The sequence below is a fragment of the Mucilaginibacter sp. P2_A4 genome (genome assembly GCF_056405015.1).
Genome location: NZ_JBFUCX010000002.1, coordinates 144,273 through 164,057, shown reverse-complemented (window position 1 = coordinate 164,057; position 19,785 = coordinate 144,273). Strand labels below are relative to the sequence as shown.

14 protein-coding genes are annotated in these 19,785 nt (G+C 40.1%); 13 read left to right on the top strand and 1 reads right to left on the bottom strand.

The features are described from left to right. Positions 1-95: 95 nt before the first annotated feature. Positions 96-1,301 (top strand): aminotransferase class V-fold PLP-dependent enzyme, encoded by a 1,206-nt coding sequence (locus AC1DYB_RS04620; RefSeq protein ID WP_477432879.1) that lies wholly within the window; start codon positions 96-98, stop codon positions 1,299-1,301. 65 nt (positions 1,302-1,366) lie between these two features. After that, positions 1,367-3,232 (top strand): LTA synthase family protein, encoded by a 1,866-nt coding sequence (locus tag AC1DYB_RS04615; RefSeq protein ID WP_477432877.1) that lies wholly within the window; start codon positions 1,367-1,369, stop codon positions 3,230-3,232. Positions 3,233-3,387: 155 nt separating this feature from the next. Here AC1DYB_RS04615 and AC1DYB_RS04610 read toward each other — a convergent pair whose 3' ends face one another. Further along, positions 3,388-3,846: a DUF2231 domain-containing protein gene (locus tag AC1DYB_RS04610; protein WP_477432875.1), complete on the bottom strand. Its 459-nt coding sequence runs from the start codon at positions 3,844-3,846 to the stop codon at positions 3,388-3,390. A 227-nt stretch (positions 3,847-4,073) separates the two neighbouring features. On the opposite strand from AC1DYB_RS04610, the gene AC1DYB_RS04605 reads away from it, so the two are divergent. The 11 genes from AC1DYB_RS04605 to AC1DYB_RS04555 all read left to right on the top strand — a co-directional run bounded on the left by AC1DYB_RS04605 (position 4,074) and on the right by AC1DYB_RS04555 (position 19,726). After that, positions 4,074-4,931 carry a universal stress protein gene (locus AC1DYB_RS04605; RefSeq protein WP_477432873.1) on the top strand — a complete coding sequence of 286 codons (858 nt, stop codon included), beginning with the start codon at positions 4,074-4,076 and terminating at the stop codon, positions 4,929-4,931. A gap of 299 nt (positions 4,932-5,230) precedes the next feature. After that, positions 5,231-5,812 (top strand): RNA polymerase sigma factor, encoded by a 582-nt coding sequence (locus tag AC1DYB_RS04600; RefSeq protein WP_295716139.1) that lies wholly within the window; start codon positions 5,231-5,233, stop codon positions 5,810-5,812. A gap of 184 nt (positions 5,813-5,996) precedes the next feature. Then, on the top strand, positions 5,997-7,157 hold the full coding sequence (locus AC1DYB_RS04595) for a FecR family protein (RefSeq protein ID WP_477432870.1): 1,161 nt from the start codon (positions 5,997-5,999) through the stop codon (positions 7,155-7,157). Between the two features lie 213 nt (positions 7,158-7,370). Then, positions 7,371-10,802, top strand: coding sequence for a SusC/RagA family TonB-linked outer membrane protein (locus AC1DYB_RS04590; RefSeq protein WP_477432868.1), 3,432 nt, complete (start codon positions 7,371-7,373; stop codon positions 10,800-10,802). 11 nt (positions 10,803-10,813) lie between these two features. Next, a complete protein-coding gene (locus AC1DYB_RS04585) occupies positions 10,814-12,289 on the top strand; it encodes a RagB/SusD family nutrient uptake outer membrane protein (RefSeq protein WP_477432866.1) in 1,476 nt (491 codons plus the stop codon). Positions 12,290-12,300: 11 nt separating this feature from the next. After that, positions 12,301-13,149, top strand: coding sequence for a DUF4843 domain-containing protein (locus tag AC1DYB_RS04580; protein WP_477432864.1), 849 nt, complete (start codon positions 12,301-12,303; stop codon positions 13,147-13,149). A gap of 22 nt (positions 13,150-13,171) precedes the next feature. Further along, positions 13,172-14,590 carry a PKD-like family lipoprotein gene (locus tag AC1DYB_RS04575; RefSeq protein WP_477432862.1) on the top strand — a complete coding sequence of 473 codons (1,419 nt, stop codon included), beginning with the start codon at positions 13,172-13,174 and terminating at the stop codon, positions 14,588-14,590. A gap of 20 nt (positions 14,591-14,610) precedes the next feature. Next, entirely contained in the window at positions 14,611-15,537 is a 927-nt protein-coding gene (locus AC1DYB_RS04570; RefSeq protein WP_477432860.1) for a hypothetical protein, read from the top strand. A 65-nt stretch (positions 15,538-15,602) separates the two neighbouring features. Further along, complete coding sequence (locus AC1DYB_RS04565; RefSeq protein ID WP_295716125.1) at positions 15,603-16,544, top strand: hypothetical protein; 942 nt, start codon at positions 15,603-15,605, stop codon at positions 16,542-16,544. 147 nt (positions 16,545-16,691) lie between these two features. After that, a complete protein-coding gene (locus AC1DYB_RS04560) occupies positions 16,692-17,831 on the top strand; it encodes a redoxin domain-containing protein (protein ID WP_477432857.1) in 1,140 nt (379 codons plus the stop codon). Positions 17,832-17,842: 11 nt separating this feature from the next. Further along, complete coding sequence (locus AC1DYB_RS04555; protein ID WP_477432855.1) at positions 17,843-19,726, top strand: protein-disulfide reductase DsbD domain-containing protein; 1,884 nt, start codon at positions 17,843-17,845, stop codon at positions 19,724-19,726. The last annotated feature ends 59 nt before the right edge of the window (positions 19,727-19,785 follow it).

Here is a 19,785-nt window from a genome sequence, read left to right as displayed (position 1 = left end):
ACGCGGCCTCAGGGCCACTTTTCAAGGAGACCCTGAGGGGACATAAAATATGTGTTGAAAAACATTACATCACTCACCAATAAAATTAAAACACCATGGAAATTACCCCATTAAGCGAACAGGAAATACAGCAACTAAGAACCGAAACCAGGGGAACAGCCCAAAAAATCCATTTTAACAATGCGGGTGCGTCCTTACCTCCTGATGTGGTGGTTGAAACCGTTGTTAATTACCTGCATGAGGAAGCAATTAATGGCGGCTACGAAACCGAATATAAATACGATGACCAATTAAATAATACCTATGAGTTGGTAGCCCGACTGATTAATGCCGGCAAGGACGAAATCGCCCTCGTTGAAAATGCCAGCACGGCATGGGGGATTGCTTTTAACGGTATAGACTTTAAGCCCGGCGATGAGATTATTACCTGCGAAATGGAATATGTAACCAACCTCATCGGTTTTTTAAATGTTCAAAAAACGCGCGGTGTAACCCTTAAAATAATCCCGAATGATGATTGGGGTAATTTTTCAATACCAGCGTTGGAAGCAGCTATATCGCCCAACACGAAATTGATTGCCATGACGCATATTTCTTCAACCGCGGGCGGAATGATCCCCATTGTGGAAATTGGTAAAGTTGCCCGCAAACACCACATTTTATACCTGGTCGATGCCTGCCAAAGTGCCGGGCAAATACCGGTAGATGTAAAAAAGATTGGCTGCGATATGTTATCGGTAACCGGGCGCAAATACCTGCGGGCACCACGGGGAACAGGCTTTTTGTTTGTGCGCAAAGAGGTGCAGGATAAACTACAACTCCTGTTTATGGATGGTTTTAGCGCGCCCTCGGTAAGCCTTGATAATTTCAAGCCGAGAAATGATGCACGCCGGTTTGAACTGTATGAAAAAAATCGCGCTATTACCCTGGGCCTTGGTAAAGCTGTGGAGTATGCTTTAAATATCGGTGTCGACAGGATCTGGCAGCGGGTACAATACCTGGCTAACTTGATGCGGCAGCAACTGGCAGCTATTGATGGGATAACTGTTCATGATTTTGGCGAACAGCAATGTGGTATTGTAACCTTTTCTGTAAACGGCATGGATAGCGCCGCAGTAAAAAACAAACTGGCCGAAAACCACATCAACGTATCTGTAGGTAAAGCTATATCAACGCTTATTTATATGGATAAAAACCACCTTACCAGTAATGTACGCGCATCGGTACATTATTATAATACCGAAGCAGAGATAAAGGTGATGTGTAATACACTTAAGGCATTGCATGTCAGCATAGTTTAATATTTACCTCACACTACATTAAAGGCATCTTAACATCAGGTTTAAATAACTATTTTTGAAACCCGATGTTAAGAAGTCTTTTTAGTTTTTGCCGGTTCTTTTTCTTTTGGATGATATTATCCATACTAACCCGCGTAGTATTTGAAATATATTTCCATAACAAGCTAAGTGGCTCCGGTTTTTACGAAATCTGGCAAACGTTTTTATATGGCATCCGCATGGATGCTTCTGTTGCGGCTTATATCTGTGTAATCCCCCTGCTAGTTTTTAGCGCCAATTGGTTCACAAAATATAACATCAAAACTATATGGTTAAGGTTTTATGTTTACCTGTGTGTGTTTATCATCTCATTCATTACGGTTGTTAACCTCAACATATTCCGCGAGTGGGGTACAAAAGTAAACTTCAGGGCGTTTGATGTTTTTCTAAATGCCCCATCCGAGGCTTTTGCGGCAGCCAGCTCTTCGCCCATTTTCCTGAGTTTTATTGTCATGGTTGTGCTGTTTGTTACCGGCGTTTTGCTATCAAAATATATCATCGACTTTAAATTTACCAAGCCCAAAGCCCTATTCGCAATTAAACTCGTTATCGTAGTATTACTGCTGGGCTTAAACCTGCTGGTTATTCGCGGCGGCTTACAGCTGGCGCCAATAAGCCAGAGCAATGCCTATTTTTCTGCAAGGCCCATACTTAACCAATGTGCCCTGAATACCGAATGGAACCTGATTCAAAATGTGGTGGAGAACGTGCAGTCGCCGGGTAATCCATACCTGTTTATGCCTGCACAAAAGGCCTCGGCTTTGGTTGATAGTATGTATTCGGTAAAAAAGGATAGCACTATTCATATCCTTACCACCAACCGCCCCAATGTGGTGATCTTTCAGTTAGAAAGCTTTACCGCCGATTTGATAGCATCATTGGGTGGAGAAAAGGGAGATGCGCCAAATTTTGAGGATTTTATAAAGCAGGGCGTTTTATTTGACAGTATTTATGCCGCCAGCGATAGAACCGATAAAGGGATCATCGCTATTTTAAGCGCATTTCCATCGCAGGCTACAAGAACCATCATTATTGATAACGAGAAACAGGAACGCCTGCCAACCCTAAGCAATATTTTTGCCGATCAGGGTTATAATACTTCCTACTTTTATGGCGGCGAAAGCGAATTCATGAATTTTAAAGCCTATTTATTAAGTCATAAAATTGCCCACTTTGTTGAAAAGAAAAACTTTGAGGATAAAGAGATGAACTCCAAATGGGGCGCTCATGATGATATTTTATTCAAAAGAAATATCAATTACCTTAATCAACAGCAACAACCCTTTTTTAGCTATGTGCAAACATTAAGTAATCATGAGCCATTTGAATTGCCGGTGCCACCTCATTTTCCGGGTGATGACATGAGCAATAAATTCAGGAGCACGGCTTACTACACCGATGCCAGCCTGAAACAATATATTGACGAAGCTAAAAAACACAGCTGGTACAAAAACACCGTTTTTATTTTGGTGGCAGATCATGGGCACAGGCTTCCCCTAAACATATCCGAACCTTATGAACCCCGGAAATACCACATCCCCCTATTGTTTTTCGGTGATGCCATAAAACCAGAATACAGGGGCATGAAAATTAATAAACTGGGTAACCAAACAGATATAGCCGCCACCCTGCTGGCGCAAATGAACCTGCCCCATCAACAATTTAAATGGTCAAAAAACTTATTGAATCCATATACCCAGGATTTCGCGTTTTTTGATTGGGATAATGGCATGGGCTTTATGCTGCCTCAGCAAGCGGTTACTTTTGATAATGCCGGTAACACCGTAAGCTTTATCCAAAATAAAAACATGCCACAAAGCTATACAGACAAAACCCTGCTTTATGGAAAAGCTTTTATGCAGCAGGTATTTACACAATACCTGGCATATTAAGCTAAAAGGCAAGGTTTATTAATAACCTTAATATAAAAGTTCCGGCTTAAACCTCGTTTTGTTCACACACCAATCAAGGTCGGTATTTGAGAAATTATTTTTTCTATCCAATGCTGAAGACTATTCATTTTACGCCAAAATACCTTTACATACTTTTAATAAGATGTCTGGGCATTAGGTTGTATTTCCGTATGCCTTATCTGTCCGCCTAAATAACCAGTTCGGGCAATAAGTCCAAAACCTACTACTGAAATAAATAATGCAACCAGAGCAACCGGCCTTATCAGCGATGATTTTTTCAGGGTTACCAAAAGCCCAACCACAGAAATTGCGCCTAATATGATCAATGCAATCAAAGATATAACAGCAGAATCTTCATGCTGGTCAATCATACTTTTTGCTATACCCGGAATGTTTTCCACACCATCTTCTGCTCCTTCACCTGTAGCGTAAGCAATTACTGCACCTATTGCAGAAACAATTAAAACGTTGTATGCAGCGATCAAAACTTGATGGCTTTTAGTCCAAATTCCATGGATTAAAACAAACCCACCTAATATAGAGCCGATAATGGGCAGGTGAGTTATCAGTAAATGGATGTGAGTTTGATTCATGATTCCTCTTTCTTTAAATAAAGGTTGCCAGAAAAACCCTTAATAAAAATGAGGGGTATCATTCGTAAACGTGATCTATATCTGTAACCCCGTATATGCGGGCAGTATAAACCTTTGAATTAATTGTTTGATAATTAGTAAATTTAATTAAATATCACACGTAATCATGACCATCGTCATTATTACACCCGTTTAAAAACTCCAATTTTACAACTCAACGCTTTACCATGAAAACAGTACTTATGCTGACCGATTTTTCTGCAAACGCAACCCATGCAGCCAAATCCTCTTTAATGCTTGTAGAAAAGCTTCATGCCGATATTTTCCTGTATAACGCTTATGATGATCTGCCGATGATACCTGCTTATACCGGCGGCCCCTGGGTGGTTGATGAGTTTTCTTTTCGTAAAAATGAAAGCATAGTCGGGCTAACTCAGCTATCGATACAAATAAAGCATCTCATTACTAGTTTTTGTACAGATGACTATAAACCCAAAATCGATTATCAATCAGAAGACGGATCGCTCGGCAATAATATACCTGCTATTATCCAGGAGAAAGATGTAGCCCTCATTATAATGGGTACCAGTACCAACAGTACTTTGAACCACTTTTTTTTCGGAAGCGATACCTTAAGCGTTATTGAACATTCATCCTGCCCGGTTTTGGTAATACCGCCAAAATCAGAGATGAAAAAAATCAAAAAAGTTACTTTGGCCACTGCATTTGAACTATCCGATATCAACGCTATTACCTACCTGGTTGGGCTTGGTAAAACTCTTTGTTTTGAATTGGAAATTGTACATGTATCGCTTTTAGAAGAAAGTGAAAACCCAGCTAAAGAAAAAGCAATTTACAACCATGTTGATGCCATCAAACAAACAAATGTAACTTACCAGCAAATAAGAGGTAAAGATGTAATTAACAGGTTAAACAGATTATGTAAAGACAACGAATTAGATATGCTGGTGCTGGTTCATTACCGGCATGGCTTCTTTTCAAATATCTTCAATAAATCCACAACCGAAAAAGCACTTGTAAATCATCATATCCCTTTAATGATCATTCCGTCTGTTATGGCATAAGCCGGATGAGAAAAAATTGTCTGTTAATAATACACGCCAAATATCTTTCCGGTTTGGCAAATCCTGCTTATTCCATATCCAACTAATACAAGTTCATTTCTATTAGCTATAAATTTTATATGTTAGCAAAAAATTTAACATTATACATCATATTTGGTATGATGAATTAATCTGACCACCTCAAAAGTTCATAAAATATTTATCTTTACTGTGTAACTTTTTATTATGGGCTTTAAGTTTCCAGTTGGTGTTTTATATTTTTTGGCTCCCCCGCTGTATATGAAAAAAAATAAGGCATCATGATCCCGGACGATTTATATATCGCAGATGATGCCAAACTTTTATTGCAGCTTAGCAATGGCAGTAAACCTGCTTTTGATATTTTGTATAACAAATACTGGAAACAGGTTTACAATACAGCTTACAAAAGGTTGAATGATGCTGAACGCGCCCAGGATATAGCCCAGGATGTTTTTGTACAACTATGGATACGAGGCACCAAAGCACCCATTGAAAATTTGCCTGCCTATTTATTGGTTGCTGCCCGCAACGGTGTTTTCAAGTTTCTGGAGAAGGAAGCAAAATATACCGCACTGCCCGATGGCGCTGATGAACTAAGAGGATCACCTCATGGCGCCGATGCCAACATGCTTCATAATGAATTTTTAAAAGCCTTTAACGAATTAATAAACACATTACCCCCGCAGCAGCGCATTATCTTCAATTTACGCTTTAATGAAGGCTTAACCAGCCAGCAAATTGCCGATCAGTTACAAATTTCTCCAAAAACGGTACGCAATCAGATGGGCAAGGTACTTGTAACACTAAGAAAATCGCTTTTCCTGATCCACCTACTGTTTTATTTCTATCAAAATGGCTAATCAGGCTTAATGTAGTCTAAAACCACGCCACATAAATGCTTTATTTACAATAACAGCGTTTTTTTATTGCTTAATTCACACTATTCACTTGCATTAAATGTATTTTTATTAAAAAAGATAAAATATTTTTAAATGATGTGGGCTATTTTAAATTTCCCGACTCATGTTTATATAAAGAATGTAGATGGACGAAGCAAATAAGCAATACTTTTTTGAAATTTTAACAAAATACCGCCTTGGTGAAGCAACCAGGGAAGAAATTAAGTTCCTGGAATTATATTATGATCTGTTTGAAGTTAGTGATGACCTTATTACAGATGAAAATGAGTTGGAGTATGTTTTTTTAAAAAGAGCTATTAAAAAAACAATCGATGACCGGATTAAGCAACACGAAAAAAAAACCTTTTCTATTGGGTTAAAGCCTATTTATATAAAATACGCTATAGCGGCTTCTATTCTTTTCTTTCTCTCTATTACTACTTATATCTTTGTTTTTAACAACCATAAGCCCAACCTTATAAATAACGCCTATAAGGGTATAGTTCCCGGCAGTAATAAGGCCATGCTTACTCTTGCCAACGGAACAAAAATTACGCTTGATGATGCTACCAAAGGAGAAATAGCCAAACAAGCCGGCGCAAGCATCACCAAAACAGCTGACGGGCAAATAGTTTACAAGGCCGAAGCCAGCACAAACGATGCCGGTCAAAACACTGTAGCTACTCCCAGGGGGGGCCAGTACAAAATAACCCTACCCGATGGTACCAACGTATGGCTCAATGCTGCTTCATCATTAACTTATCCAACCACATTTAAAGGAACCGAGCGATTAGTTACCCTTAACGGCGAAGCCTATTTTGAGGTAACAAAAAACAAACAGATGCCTTTTAGGGTAAAGTCGGCCATCCAAACTATTGAAGTATTGGGCACGCACTTCAACATTAATGCTTATGCCGATGAAAGCGCCATTAAAACAACCTTATTAGAAGGTTCTGTTAAAGTTAGTTCTGCATCAAATTCCAGTTTAATTGTTCCCGGCGAACAAGCCATTGTGAGCTGGGCCGGCAACGGCTCCATTGCCAGACTCAAGGTTAACCTTGATAAGGAAACCGCATGGAAAAACGGGATATTCTCTTTTGAAAACGACGATCTGAAAAGCGTGATGCGCCAAATTTGCCGGTGGTATAATATTGATGTTGTTTATGAAGGCAATTTACCCCCAGAAAAATACTTTGGAGAAATATCAAGGAATAGCAGCCTTACCGAAGTTTTCAGAATACTTGAGCTCAACAACTTAAAATTCAACGTTGAAGGCAAAACAGTAAAAGTATCGTACGATAAATAAAAACATTTCCCTAAACCTTACACAATTTTAACGATTAACTAACTGATTTTTAAACTGATAAAACGATTTACATGATTAGATAACTACAATAAGCTCCCCATCATTAAAGACAAAAAAGGCCGGAAGCCTCTCACCGCTTCCGACCAAAAAAAGGTCAGGCAGCATCGATGTTACTCCGCGCTGCATTTTATTAACCCATTCCTATTCAAAAGTATGAAATTAACTTTTCTTTACGATCCCTTATGCACTATAGGGCCGGTAAAGTACAAACTCTTTTTAGTGATGAAACTCACTACTATTTTATTATTGGTTGGCGCTATGCACTTATCTGCAGCAAGTTACTCGCAAAATGTAACTATATCCAGAAAAAATGCAACCCTCGAAACCCTTTTTAAGGATATTAAACAACAAACCGGTTATTTGTTTTTTTATAACGGGCAAGTAAATATCACCGGTAAAACTAAAGATGTTGACCTTAAAGATGTTTCACTTGCTGATGCATTAAACACTTGTTTAACAAACTACAACCTTACCTATACCATTGTTAATAAAACAATTGTAATCAGGAACAAGGTACCCGAGGAGGAGCCGGTAAAGCCTGTAGCAAAAAAAATAGAAGTAAGCGGCGTCGTTCTCGACTCGGCAAATAAAGCACCTTTACCGGGTGTAAGTATCGCACTTAAAAAAAGCAGGGCGTTCCTGGGTCAAACAAATGGCAACGGCGAATTTAAAGTAACCGTTGATGAAGGCGACATTTTAATACTTAGCTACATTGGCTATAATGCAAAAGAAATTAAAGCGGCCGAAGGAAAACCAATTGTAATAAAACTGGGTCAAAAAGTTAGTTCTATCAATGATGTGGTGGTTACTGGCTATCAAATTATTAAAAAGGACAATTATACGGGTAGCGCAATAGTAGTTAAAGGAGAGGATCTGAAGCGGCTAAACCCTAATAATATTATGGAAAGTTTGGCATCGTTTGATCCTTCTTTCAGGATAGATCAAAATAACATTTTAGGTTCAGACCCTAATGCCCTGCCTAAAATAAACGTAAGGGGCTCTACCACCCTTCCTTCATTAAGCAAAAATCTTATTGATCGTAATAATCTTTCCAGTACCTATAACCTGCCTGCGTTTATTTTAGATGGCTTTGAGGTTTCACTTCAAAAAGTTACCGATCTTGATATAAACCGGATAGCGAGTATAACTATTTTAAAGGATGCTGCAGCTACAGCGGTTTACGGTTCAAGAGCAGCAAACGGTGTAATTGTAATTACTACCAAAGCTCCAATCCCGGGCAAACTACAACTATCATACAACTATGAGTTGAATATTACCGCGCCTGATCTTTCTGATTACCATGTTTTAAATGCAGCGCAGAAACTGCAATATGAAAGTTTGGCTGGTTTATATTCGGCGGCAAACAATACTGCTGAAAGCCAGGATGCCCTTGACCAGCAATATAGCGGCAAACTAAAAAACATAGTAGGTGGTGTAAATACCTATTGGTTATCGCAGCCATTAAGAAATACCTATGGCCAAAAGCATTCGCTTTACGCCGAGGGTGGTGACTCATCTTTCCGTTATGGAATTGATCTTCGTTACCAAACAAATCCCGGCGTAATGAAAGCGTCCGGTCGTAACCGGTACAGTGGCGGTATGAACTTTGTTTATAACCCCACCCGTAATCTGTTGTTTAAAAATGAAGTTACCATTACCCAGGTTGATGGCGAAAATTCAAAATATGGCAGCTTTACCGATTATGTAAAAATGGAGCCCTATTACCCGATAAAAGATGCATCGGGTAATTTAATAAGGGAAATTGCAAACTGGAGAATTGATACCCATATCAATGATCCGATATACGGGCAATACAGAAACGAACCGGTTTACAATCCATTATATGAAGCCAGTTTAGGCAATTTCGATCGTAACTCTTACCTGGAAATCATTGATGCTTTTTCAATGGATTGGAAAATCACATCGGGTTTACGCCTGATTGGTTTAATAAGTGTAAACGATAGTAAAAGCACTGCCGATAGATTTGTTTCGCCCTTCAGCAATTCATTTTTTAACGGCCCTGCAGACCAAATACAAAACAGGGGAAGTTATGCTTACAGTGTTAACAATTCGCTCACCTTTGATGGTAACGTAAGGTTTGTATACAACAAACAACTTGGCGAGCATTCCATCAACGCCGTATTGGGTACCAATATAACGTCATCAAAAAATGATTTTAAAGCATTTGAAGCAAGGGGCTTTTCAAATGATAAATTTACCAACATTGGCTTTGCGCGTACCTATACACCCGATGCTGCACCCGGCGGTGAAGTAACACGAAACAGGTTGGTAGGTTCATTATTTAATGCGAGTTACGCCTATAAAAACAAATACCTCATGGATGCTTCCTTCCGTTTGGATGGCTCATCGGCATTCGGTTCAAACAGCCGTTTCGCACCTTTTTGGGCCGGCGGTATAGGATGGAATATGCACAAAGAGAGCTTTATGGAAAACTTCTCTGCAATTTCAAGATTTAAGCTAACCGCTACAGCAGGTCTTACAGGTTCGGTAGATTTCCCACCCTCGTTGGCAAAAACAACTTATAATTATCAAACATCCAATTGGTATTCAACAGGAGTTGGCGCTATTGTTAATAACTACGGCAACGAAAATTTAAAATGGCAAAAAACCACCAATTATGATATGGGCCTTGAATTAGGCTTGTTTCATGATCGGGTTATGATTACGCCGCGGTATTACTATAAGTTAACCAAGGGTTTGGTTACCGATGTTAATATAGCGCCATCTACCGGTTTTGCTACCTATAAAGAAAACCTTGGCGATATGTCAAACAAAGGCTATGAACTTTACTTAACTGTTAATGCCTATAAATCAAAAGACTGGAACGTTAATTTAACAGGAAATTTTGCACACAATAAAAACACAATAGTTAAAATTTCAAACTCGTTAAAATCATACAACTACAATGTTGATACAGTACAGTCAAATGTAAAAAACAACCTGCAAGGCACACCACTGCTTCGTTTTAAAGAAGGGCAATCACTAAACGCAATCTATGCCGTAAAATCATTAGGTATCGATCCGCAAAGCGGCAAAGAGATCTATGTAAAAAAAGATGGCTCACTTACTTATGTATACGATGTAAATGACACCCAGCCGGTTGGCGATGCCACGCCTAAGGCCGAAGGTTATTTTGGAGGCAATGTTACCTATAAGCAATTTTTGGTAAGCTTTAGCTTTCATTACAAGTTTGGCGGCGATATGTATAACCAAACCCTGATTGACAGGGTTGAAAATGCTGACCCACGCTTTAATGTGGATAGCCGCGCTCTTACTCAACGTTGGCAAAAACCCGGCGATATTGCTTTATATAAGAATATAACCGATCTGGGTACTTCATACGCCACCTCGCGGTTTGTGGAAAAGGATAACCTGATTGAACTGAAATCAATTTACCTATCCTATGATTTGAAAAAGAGTTTTGCTAAAAAATTAGGCCTGCAATCTTTAAGAGCAGCAGTGACAGCTAATGACATATTCAGATCAGCCAGTGTTCAGGTTGAAAGAGGTATTGATTATCCTTATGCCCGTAGTTTAACATGCTCTTTACAAGCCACATTTTAATTAATACCGACATGAAGAAATATATATACATAATTGCAGCATTGATGGCATTTTCATCATGCAAAAAATTTCTGGATGTAAAGCCGGAGTCGCAGATAGATAGGGACCAGTTGTTTACTACCGAACAAGGATTTAAAGAAGCACTGAACGGAGTTTATACCTATTGCTCATCACAATCGCTGTATGGCGGTAACCTTACATTCAGCAACCTGGATATCCTTGCTCAAAACTACCAGTTTAATGATGTCATTAACCAGGATATAGCCAATTTTGATTATTCGCAGATCTGGGTAACCAACAAAAACAACGAAATATGGGCCTCGGGATACCGCGCCATAGCCAATTGTAATTATATACTTGATGCTATTGACGCTAAGAAAAGTCTTTTTACCGATGATAATTACGCCATTATAAAAGGTGAGGCCTTAACTTTAAGGGCATACCTGCATTTTGATATGCTGCGTATGTTTGCCCCCTCTTTTAAAACTGGAGCAGGTGCAAAAGGCATACCTTATGTAACCTCTGTTAGCACCAAAAGCACTGCTTTTTCTACAGTGAGCGTCGCATTGGATAAAATCATTACAGATCTTAACTTGGCTAAAACATTACTTAAAAAAGACCCAATTGTTAACGGGGCATATATAGTGGGTTACCCAAGTGATCTTGTTAGTAACGAAACAAGCAATGCCGATCTGTTTTTTCAAAACAGGCGCCAAAGAATGAATTACTATGCAGTTTGTGGAGAACTGGCCCGCGCCTATTTGTATAAGAACGACGTGATAAACAGCCTGGCAAACGCACAGGAAGTAATTGAGTCGCAAAAATTCCCTTTTACAAATCCGGATAACTTTATTGAAAATGACAATACCAAAAAGGACCGTATATTTTATAAGGAGCTGATATTTTGCTGGTATATTGATACCAAGGATATCAATTTACAATTACAAAGGCAGTTCTCAAATACCCCTCCCCAATATAGTGGCACCATTGATCAAATCAATGATATTTATGAAAAAGCACAAGCTGGTTCAGAAGATCTGCGGTTAAAACAATGGTTTGTATCCACGGCATCAACAACAGGAGGAGGAGATCGTGCTGTGTTGCAAAAATACATCAACAATGCATTGCCTTTAAAAAACCTGCATCCACTGGTTGCACCCGCATTGCGCCTCAGCGAAATGTATTATATAGCTGCCGAATCAATTTTTGATACCAATCCAACAAAAGCGCTTGACTACTTCAATACCATCAGGGCTAACCGCGGGATAGGTTCATACATGGTGACCACCGTACCGGATAAAAAGACGTTTATTGATTTATTGGTAAAAGAGGCCCGGAAGGAGTTTTATGGAGAAAGCCAGATGTTTTATATGTACAAACGGTTAAACCATGATGTTACCATTTCCTCAACCTTATCCGAACCGGCATCAAATCAAATATTCGTATTTCCGCTTCCGGTTGACGAATTAGCTTATAGAACCAATTAACTGTAACGAAAATGAAAAGAATTATATTTTCCGTTTTTATTGTTTGTACAGCAATATTAGGATGCAAAAAAGACGCCATACTTACCTACAACTCCACAGATAACATTTATCTGAATTATAGTAGGCCCGATAAACCAAACGGCGATGCCATCGTTTTTTCTTTTGCTTTTACGCAGGGTGTTGAAAAAGACACCATTTGGTTGCCTGTAGCAATTTCGGGCAAAAAAGTAAATCACGATAGAAAATTTGCCATGAATGTGGTAGACGGAGGCACAACCGCCGTACGTACACTGCATTTTGAACCGTTGAAACCCTTTTATATTATGCCGGCAGATTCCGGCACCACCAAAGTACCGGTTATTATTAAAAATATTGATACAGGTTTAATCAGCAAATCAGTTGTTTTAACTGTTCGTGTTTCTGGTGGGGTGGATTTTGGCAGCAGCCTGCCAGAAAATATCCGCACAAAAAGCATCATCTATTCAAACAGGCTCGAAGAACCGGATTGGTGGAAATATTGGGGGCAATTAGGTCCATACAACAGAACAAAGCACCAGCTTTTTCTGATCTCATCAGGATCCACATCGCTGGTAATACCCAACTCATCACCTAATTGGTATATGGAGATACCGAGAACGCTTTACTACATATCTAATGTGCATGAGTTTGTTACCTATCCGTTTGATTGGGTTAAAAGTCATCCCGAAAAAGGATATGTTTTAGTAAAAAGGACTGATAATAGCGGCGACTATGATTTTTACAATGTAAATGCCCCTACTAAAAAATTCCTGCTCAAATATTTCCCGGCGGCCGATAAGTATGTTTTTATTGATGAAAACAAAAATCAGATCAACATATAGTCATTCTTAAAAAAATAAGATCATGAAATTTAAAATATTCATTTTTATACTTTTTATCCTTGCTTCTTATGGATGTAAGAAGGACCTGGGTAACTACAACTACAACCCGCCATCTGAGCCTGTAGTTGTAAACTTTAAAGATAACACCTTTAATGCGCTGGTTGGTGATTCATTAATTCTGAGGCCATATATTCAGATCGCCGGTGCTAACCCGCTTAAAGATCTTTCTTATCAATGGGATATCAGTGTTGAAGAAGACGCCCGCACCGATACATACACCGGCTATCCGCTTAAATTTATTTATAACCTTAGCCCCAAACTGCGTACTGCAAAACTAACCATCACCGATAACAGGAACGGCATAAAATACTTTTACCCATTTAAAATACAGGGCGGAACGCAATTTTCTATAGGAACAACGGTATTGAGTGTTGATAATGGGGTAACTAAACTATCATTTGTTAAACCTGATGATAAAACAGTGCTTAGCAACCTGTACTTTAATTTAATGGGCGAGAATTTGCCTGCTAATGCGGTGCAACTATTTGCCAAGCCACTGGCTTACCAGGCCGGTTCGGTAGAAGATTACTGGATTGTTTCACAGGATCCCATTAAAAACAGCGTTATTATCGACGGAAATACCATGCTCAAGAAAAGAGATTTTAAAGACCAGTTCTTTAATGCTCCCGCTAAAATTGTGCTCCAGTATTTTGAAGCTTCTCAAGGAATCCCTACAGGTGTAATTAATAACAAATTATACCTCAGCATTACTTCTACGGCTCCTTTCGCCCCCGATTTTGGAAAATTTTCAAACCCTCAATCCGGCAGTTATACCTTATCAAAGTTTATAACCCGTACTTATAGCTACTTTTTTGGGTTCGATCCGCAAAAAAAGGCATTTATAACATTTGATTCGGGCGGTAACTATATGGGTGCCGATTATACGGTTACAGGAAACGCGTTTGATCCAAAAAACATAGGCACAAGCAACCTGGTATTTATGCAAACCGTACCCGGAATTTCCTACGCGTTTTTTAAACCCGAAGGAGGAGGAGATGTATTCGAGCTTTCGTTCAATGTTGATATGATGAATTATAACGCCAGGTCAATAAAACCTATCTACAAGCGGGTATTTAAAGGAGCATCATTAGTGCAAACAGATACCCAATGGCAGCAATCGGCGGTTGATATTATCTATTTCACATCTAATGATAAAATATATCGCTATAACCCGGTTAATGAGGATTTGAGAACGCTTGACGCCAACTTTGGTGGTAAAAAGGTGAGTATGATTCAATTAAGCGCAGATGGTAATACATTAACGGCAGGTATTGATGGAAGCCTGATTACGCTTGATGTAAGCGTTGGCAAAAATGGGGTGGTAACTAAAACAATCACGGGTATTCCGGGCGCACCAATAGGTGTTGTTATAAGGAAATAAATTACAACCAACAGAAAATCATGAAATTAAGTAAAATTGCAATAATATCCTTAGGGGTAATTGGAACCCTATTCTCTATATCCTGCAGCAAAACCAAAACCGTTGAAGGGCCCAAAGCAGAAGCGGCCGGGGCACCGCCCAAAACATGGAAAGAGCATTGGTTTACTCATGACCTTGTAGTATCCCGTGTTTTTTACGATGATAACCTGTCTCTTTATTATGATGAGGATGTGGATAAGTCGGTTATCTGGCCTCAAAAAACAATGTCGGATGTGTGGAGCTATGTTAAAAAAACATACGGATCCTTCGGTGACTCATCACGGCTGTATGTAATTTTCCACCAGGGCAAATTAGGGGGCGGGCATCCGGCATCTTATTTTGATGAAAGCCATGATTACCGCAATACCATCGACTGTGGTTTAGATAACTGGACATACCCAACCGGCGAGCAAATTGGCGTGCCGATACATGAAACCGGGCATATTGTATGTGGCGCAAGTCATGGTGTTCAAGGTTCGCCATCAGATGTACTTTGGGGAGATAGTAAGTTCATGGAAATTTACAATTATGATGTGATGATGCACATTGGCAGGGAGGACGAAGCAGCAAGGATTTATGATCAGCTGCAGTCACAAACTGACATTTTCCCTCGTCCGGGATCAAAATGGTTTAAAAACTGGTTTTATCCTATCTATTCCCAATACGGGCATGCTACCGTATTGAATAAATATTTTGAATTACTGGCTCAAAACTTTCCAAAGGTAAAAAACGCCCATGGCTACCAATACACCAGAGATTTAAACTATGGCGAGTTTGTACACTTCTGGAGTGGTGCAGCCGGTGTCAATCTTAAGGATCAGGCCACCCTTGCGTTTGGCTGGCCCGATGACTGGGATAAACAGTTTAAACAAGCACAGATTGATTTTCCGAATGTGAAATACAAATAATTAAATCAGGTTTAGCAATTCATACTCAAACAATTGCTAAACCTACCTTATAAACTAAAATGAAAATGAAATCAATAAAAAGCATAATTATAGTATCATGTTTATTCTGCATTGCCTTGTTGAGCGCATGCCATAAAATTACCGATACTACCCCCACAATTAAAGGTGGCGGTGCTCCCCCTAAAACATGGCAGGAGCATTGGTTTGAGCATAACTCCTTACTAACAAGAGTTTTTTATAATGATGACCTTGCCCTTTACTATGATGATAAGGTAGATACAAAAGTTACCTGGCCAAATAAAGAGTTCACTAATGTTTGGCAATATGTAAAGAAAACCTATGGCGGCTTTGGCGATTCATCGAGATTATATGTGGTTTTGCACCAGGGCCTATATCCGGGCGAAGGGCATCCCGCATCTTATTTTGACGTGAGCCACGACTACCGGAACACACTTGATGTAGGAGCCGCGGACTGGACAAACATTAACGACAACCTGGGCGTACCCATCCATGAAATTGGCCACATTGTATGTGGTGCAAACAATGGGGTACAAGGTTCTCCGTCTGATGCCATTTGGGGCGATAGCAAGTTCATGGAGATCTTTATCTACGATGTACTGATGCATACCGGCCATACAGATGTGGCAGCAAATGTTTACCAGGAAATGAAAAATCAGGACCCTAACCTCCCTTTTCCGGGCAAAATATATCCAAATGTACGTTGGTTTGAAAACTGGTTTTATCCTATCTACAGCAAATACGGGCAGGCCGAAGTGTTAAGCAGGTATTTTGCTTTATTATCAAAAAACTTCCCTCAAACAAAAAACGCACTCGGCCATCAATACACCAGGGATTTAAAATTTGGTGAATTCATCCACTTTTGGAGCGGTGCTGCCGGCGTTAACCTAAAAGCCCAGGCTACCATTGCCTTTGGCTGGTCGATGGAGCGTGAGCAGGAGTTAAAAAATGCCCAGGAAGACTTCCCGAACGTAAAATACAACTACTAAATTTTAACCTTAACAACCAGGAAACCCTCGCCTTTTGATGGCCTGCATAGTTTAAGCAGGCCCCCAAATATTTTCTAAAATTAAAATACAATTAAACCGGGCTAAATCAACAGTCCCCTACTCATTATATTAAACCGACTATCAGATATGAAACTTAAATTATTAGCATTAGCCATACTTGCCCCGGCAATTGCCTCGGCACAAACGCCAAACTTTAGCCTTACGGGCAAAATAGGCACCCTTAATAAACCGGCCAAGGTTTATTTTGATTATATGGATAATGGCGTAAGTCATGAAGATTCGGCAGTGGTTGTTAACGGCACGTTTAAGTTCTCGGGAACCATTTCTGGTAACGTTACTACCCGCATAGCGCTTGATCATACCGGCGAAGGTAAACCGCACGCTATTTATGCACCTAACAATGATGCCATCTATATTTACTTTGGTAAAGAAAAAGTCCAGATCACTTCCAACGATTCGTTAAACAACGCCAAAATTACCGGCTCCAAAGTATATGATGAGTTCCAGGCTTATAACAAACAAATTGGTGGCACCATCATGGACCTTACGAAAGCCGTGAATTCCGATTTTGCAAAAGGAACCCCAGAACAGCAAAAAGATACCGCTTATATAAAAGCAGTTGATACCCGCTACCGTAAAAACATAGCCGACAGGAGCGAAAAGCAATTCCTGTTTGCAAAAAACAATCCTAACTCTTATTTCGGCCTGATAGCCTTATCAGAAGCCGCCGGTACAAGGGTTGATGCCGCTAAAATTGAGCCTGTATTTAACGCACTTAATGCCAGCCTGCGCAATAGCGATATGGGTAAAGAACTGGCCGAACGCATTGCATCAGGAAGCCTGACAGCAATTGGAACAGCGGCGCCGGCATTTACCCAGAACGATGTAAACGGAAAACCCGTTTCACTGGCCGATTTAAAAGGCAAAATTGTATTGGTTGAGTTTTGGGCAAGCTGGTGCGCACCTTGTCGCGCCGGTAACCCTAACCTGGTAAAACAATACCAGCTTTACAAAGACAAAGGCTTTGAAATACTTTCTGTATCGCTTGATAATGTTAAAGATAAATGGGTAGCGGCTATAGAAAAAGATGGTTTGCCATGGCTTCATGTATCTGATTTAAAAGGCTGGAATAACGCTGTAGGCAGGCTATACGGCGTAAGAGCTGTGCCTCAAAGCTTTTTGATTGGCCGCGATGGAAAGATCATCGGTAATACCTTAAGGGACGAAACCCTTAACAAAAAGCTGGAAGAATTGATGAAAAACTAAAATCGTCTGTAATGAAAAAAATAACCGCACTTTTATTACTGTTCGTTGCCACCCACACGTTCGCCTTTAGTAAGGCGCGTGTGGTTGCTGCGGATAAAATTCCGCTGAAGGTATTGTATGTTGGGTACAACCCAGAAAAACCAATGCCTGCCAATGTGGTATACTACAGCACAACTTTACCCGCCATTGAAAGGGCCTATAAAACCCGTATGGCTGATTTTAAAGGCTTTTTAGAAGCCCGCTTTACACAGGTTGAACTGATTGACGTAAGGGATTACAACCCGGCCATGTCTGACAAGGTGGACGTAACCATCATGGATGCGGGACCAGTAAAGTTGCCAGCAGATTTTAGTCGCCCGATGATTTTAATGCACGCTATGGCGCCAAATGTAGGCCTGCCTATCGGATTAAAATTCGATTGGTATTGCCAGTGCCTGGAAGATGACGCCTTGAATATCAATTTGAAGCATGAAATATTTAACTCGCCAAAAAAAGTGAATCTTACCCTGGTTAACAGACCAACGCCGGGTTCATTTTTCAATGGCTTTCAGGGGGCTAAAACACCCAGGCAAATGCCCATGTGGAAGGTGATCAAAGCAGAACCCTCAACAAAAGAACAATACATTATAGGGATGGTAGCGCACGGCGAAGGTTTTAATGACTCGCCAGACGCCGAAGCTATTTCTGGTGGGGTATGCCTTAAAAATGCTGAAGCTGTGGCTTTAGGCAGGCAGGGTAACTACTTTATGTGGGGTTTTTCGGCTTCGCCGGATCATATGACCGATGAGGCGAAGGATGTATTTGTAAACACCGTTTGCTACATCAAAAAATACGACCACATGCTGCCCATCATGAAAAAGGTACAGATATCAACCCGCGATTGGATTGATGAAACCATTTATCGTACAGATAAAGCGCTTTACGAAAAAGCCATCGTTTCACGTCGCGAAGGGAATGCCCGCCTGCTAAAAATGCAACAGGATTTAAAAGACCGCAAAGCCAAAGGTGAAGATATTGGCCACGGCAATGAGATGTTTTTGAAAATGCCTGTCACCAATGAAGTGGAAAGCTTTGAGAGTTATCTGCAATTTTGGGGAGGCAAGGATATGTTTGCCAAATTTGGTACCGATACCAAAGCTCATCACAAGTATTACAGGGATAATTATGAGTATTACTATCCGGTAGATGGGTACTCGCTGCAGGTTGATACCGATGCGCAAAAGCTGGGCATATCAAACCGCAAGGTAGCAATACTTGAAAAATGCATCCAATTACTGGAGAAAAATGAGAATACCGAAGTGGCGCAAAGGCTATTGGAACGCTACACCACAGAAAAATTTACCACAGCTGCCGAATGGCGCAACTGGCTTACCAAAAATAAGGCTAACTTATTTTATACAGAGGCAGGTGGCTTTAAGTTTATAGTAAATACCTACCAAAATAAAACAGCGGCAATTAAGCCGGCAATAGCCAAATCCAACAATGTGGCCAATGCAGAAGTACCAACACCTGCCGATCCTGTTATTGTAACAGCTAAACTGACTAATGAAAACCAGGCCGGTAAAATGAAGGTTGAAATTGATGCGAGTATTTTAAAAGGATGGCATATTTATGCTTACGTACCGGAAGGAAGTCCTTTTATATTAACAGAGCCTATATTGGAATTGCCGGGTGATGTAAAAAACACCGCGGAGTGGCAAAGTTCTGCAGGGATCCCTTTTACCGGTGGCGAAGGCATGTTTGTATGGGAAGATAAAGCCAGCTTTAAAACCGAAATAAATACATCGGCCTTTAAAACCGGCGAAGTAATAAAATGCGGGTTGTACTACCAGGTTTGTGATAACAACAAATGTTTTCCGCCCAAAAGAAAAATTGTTGAACTGCCTGTTTTATGATCAATCCCGTTAAATATCCAACCGGCGTAAAAACTAAGCTTCGGGCTTGGTTTTTACTT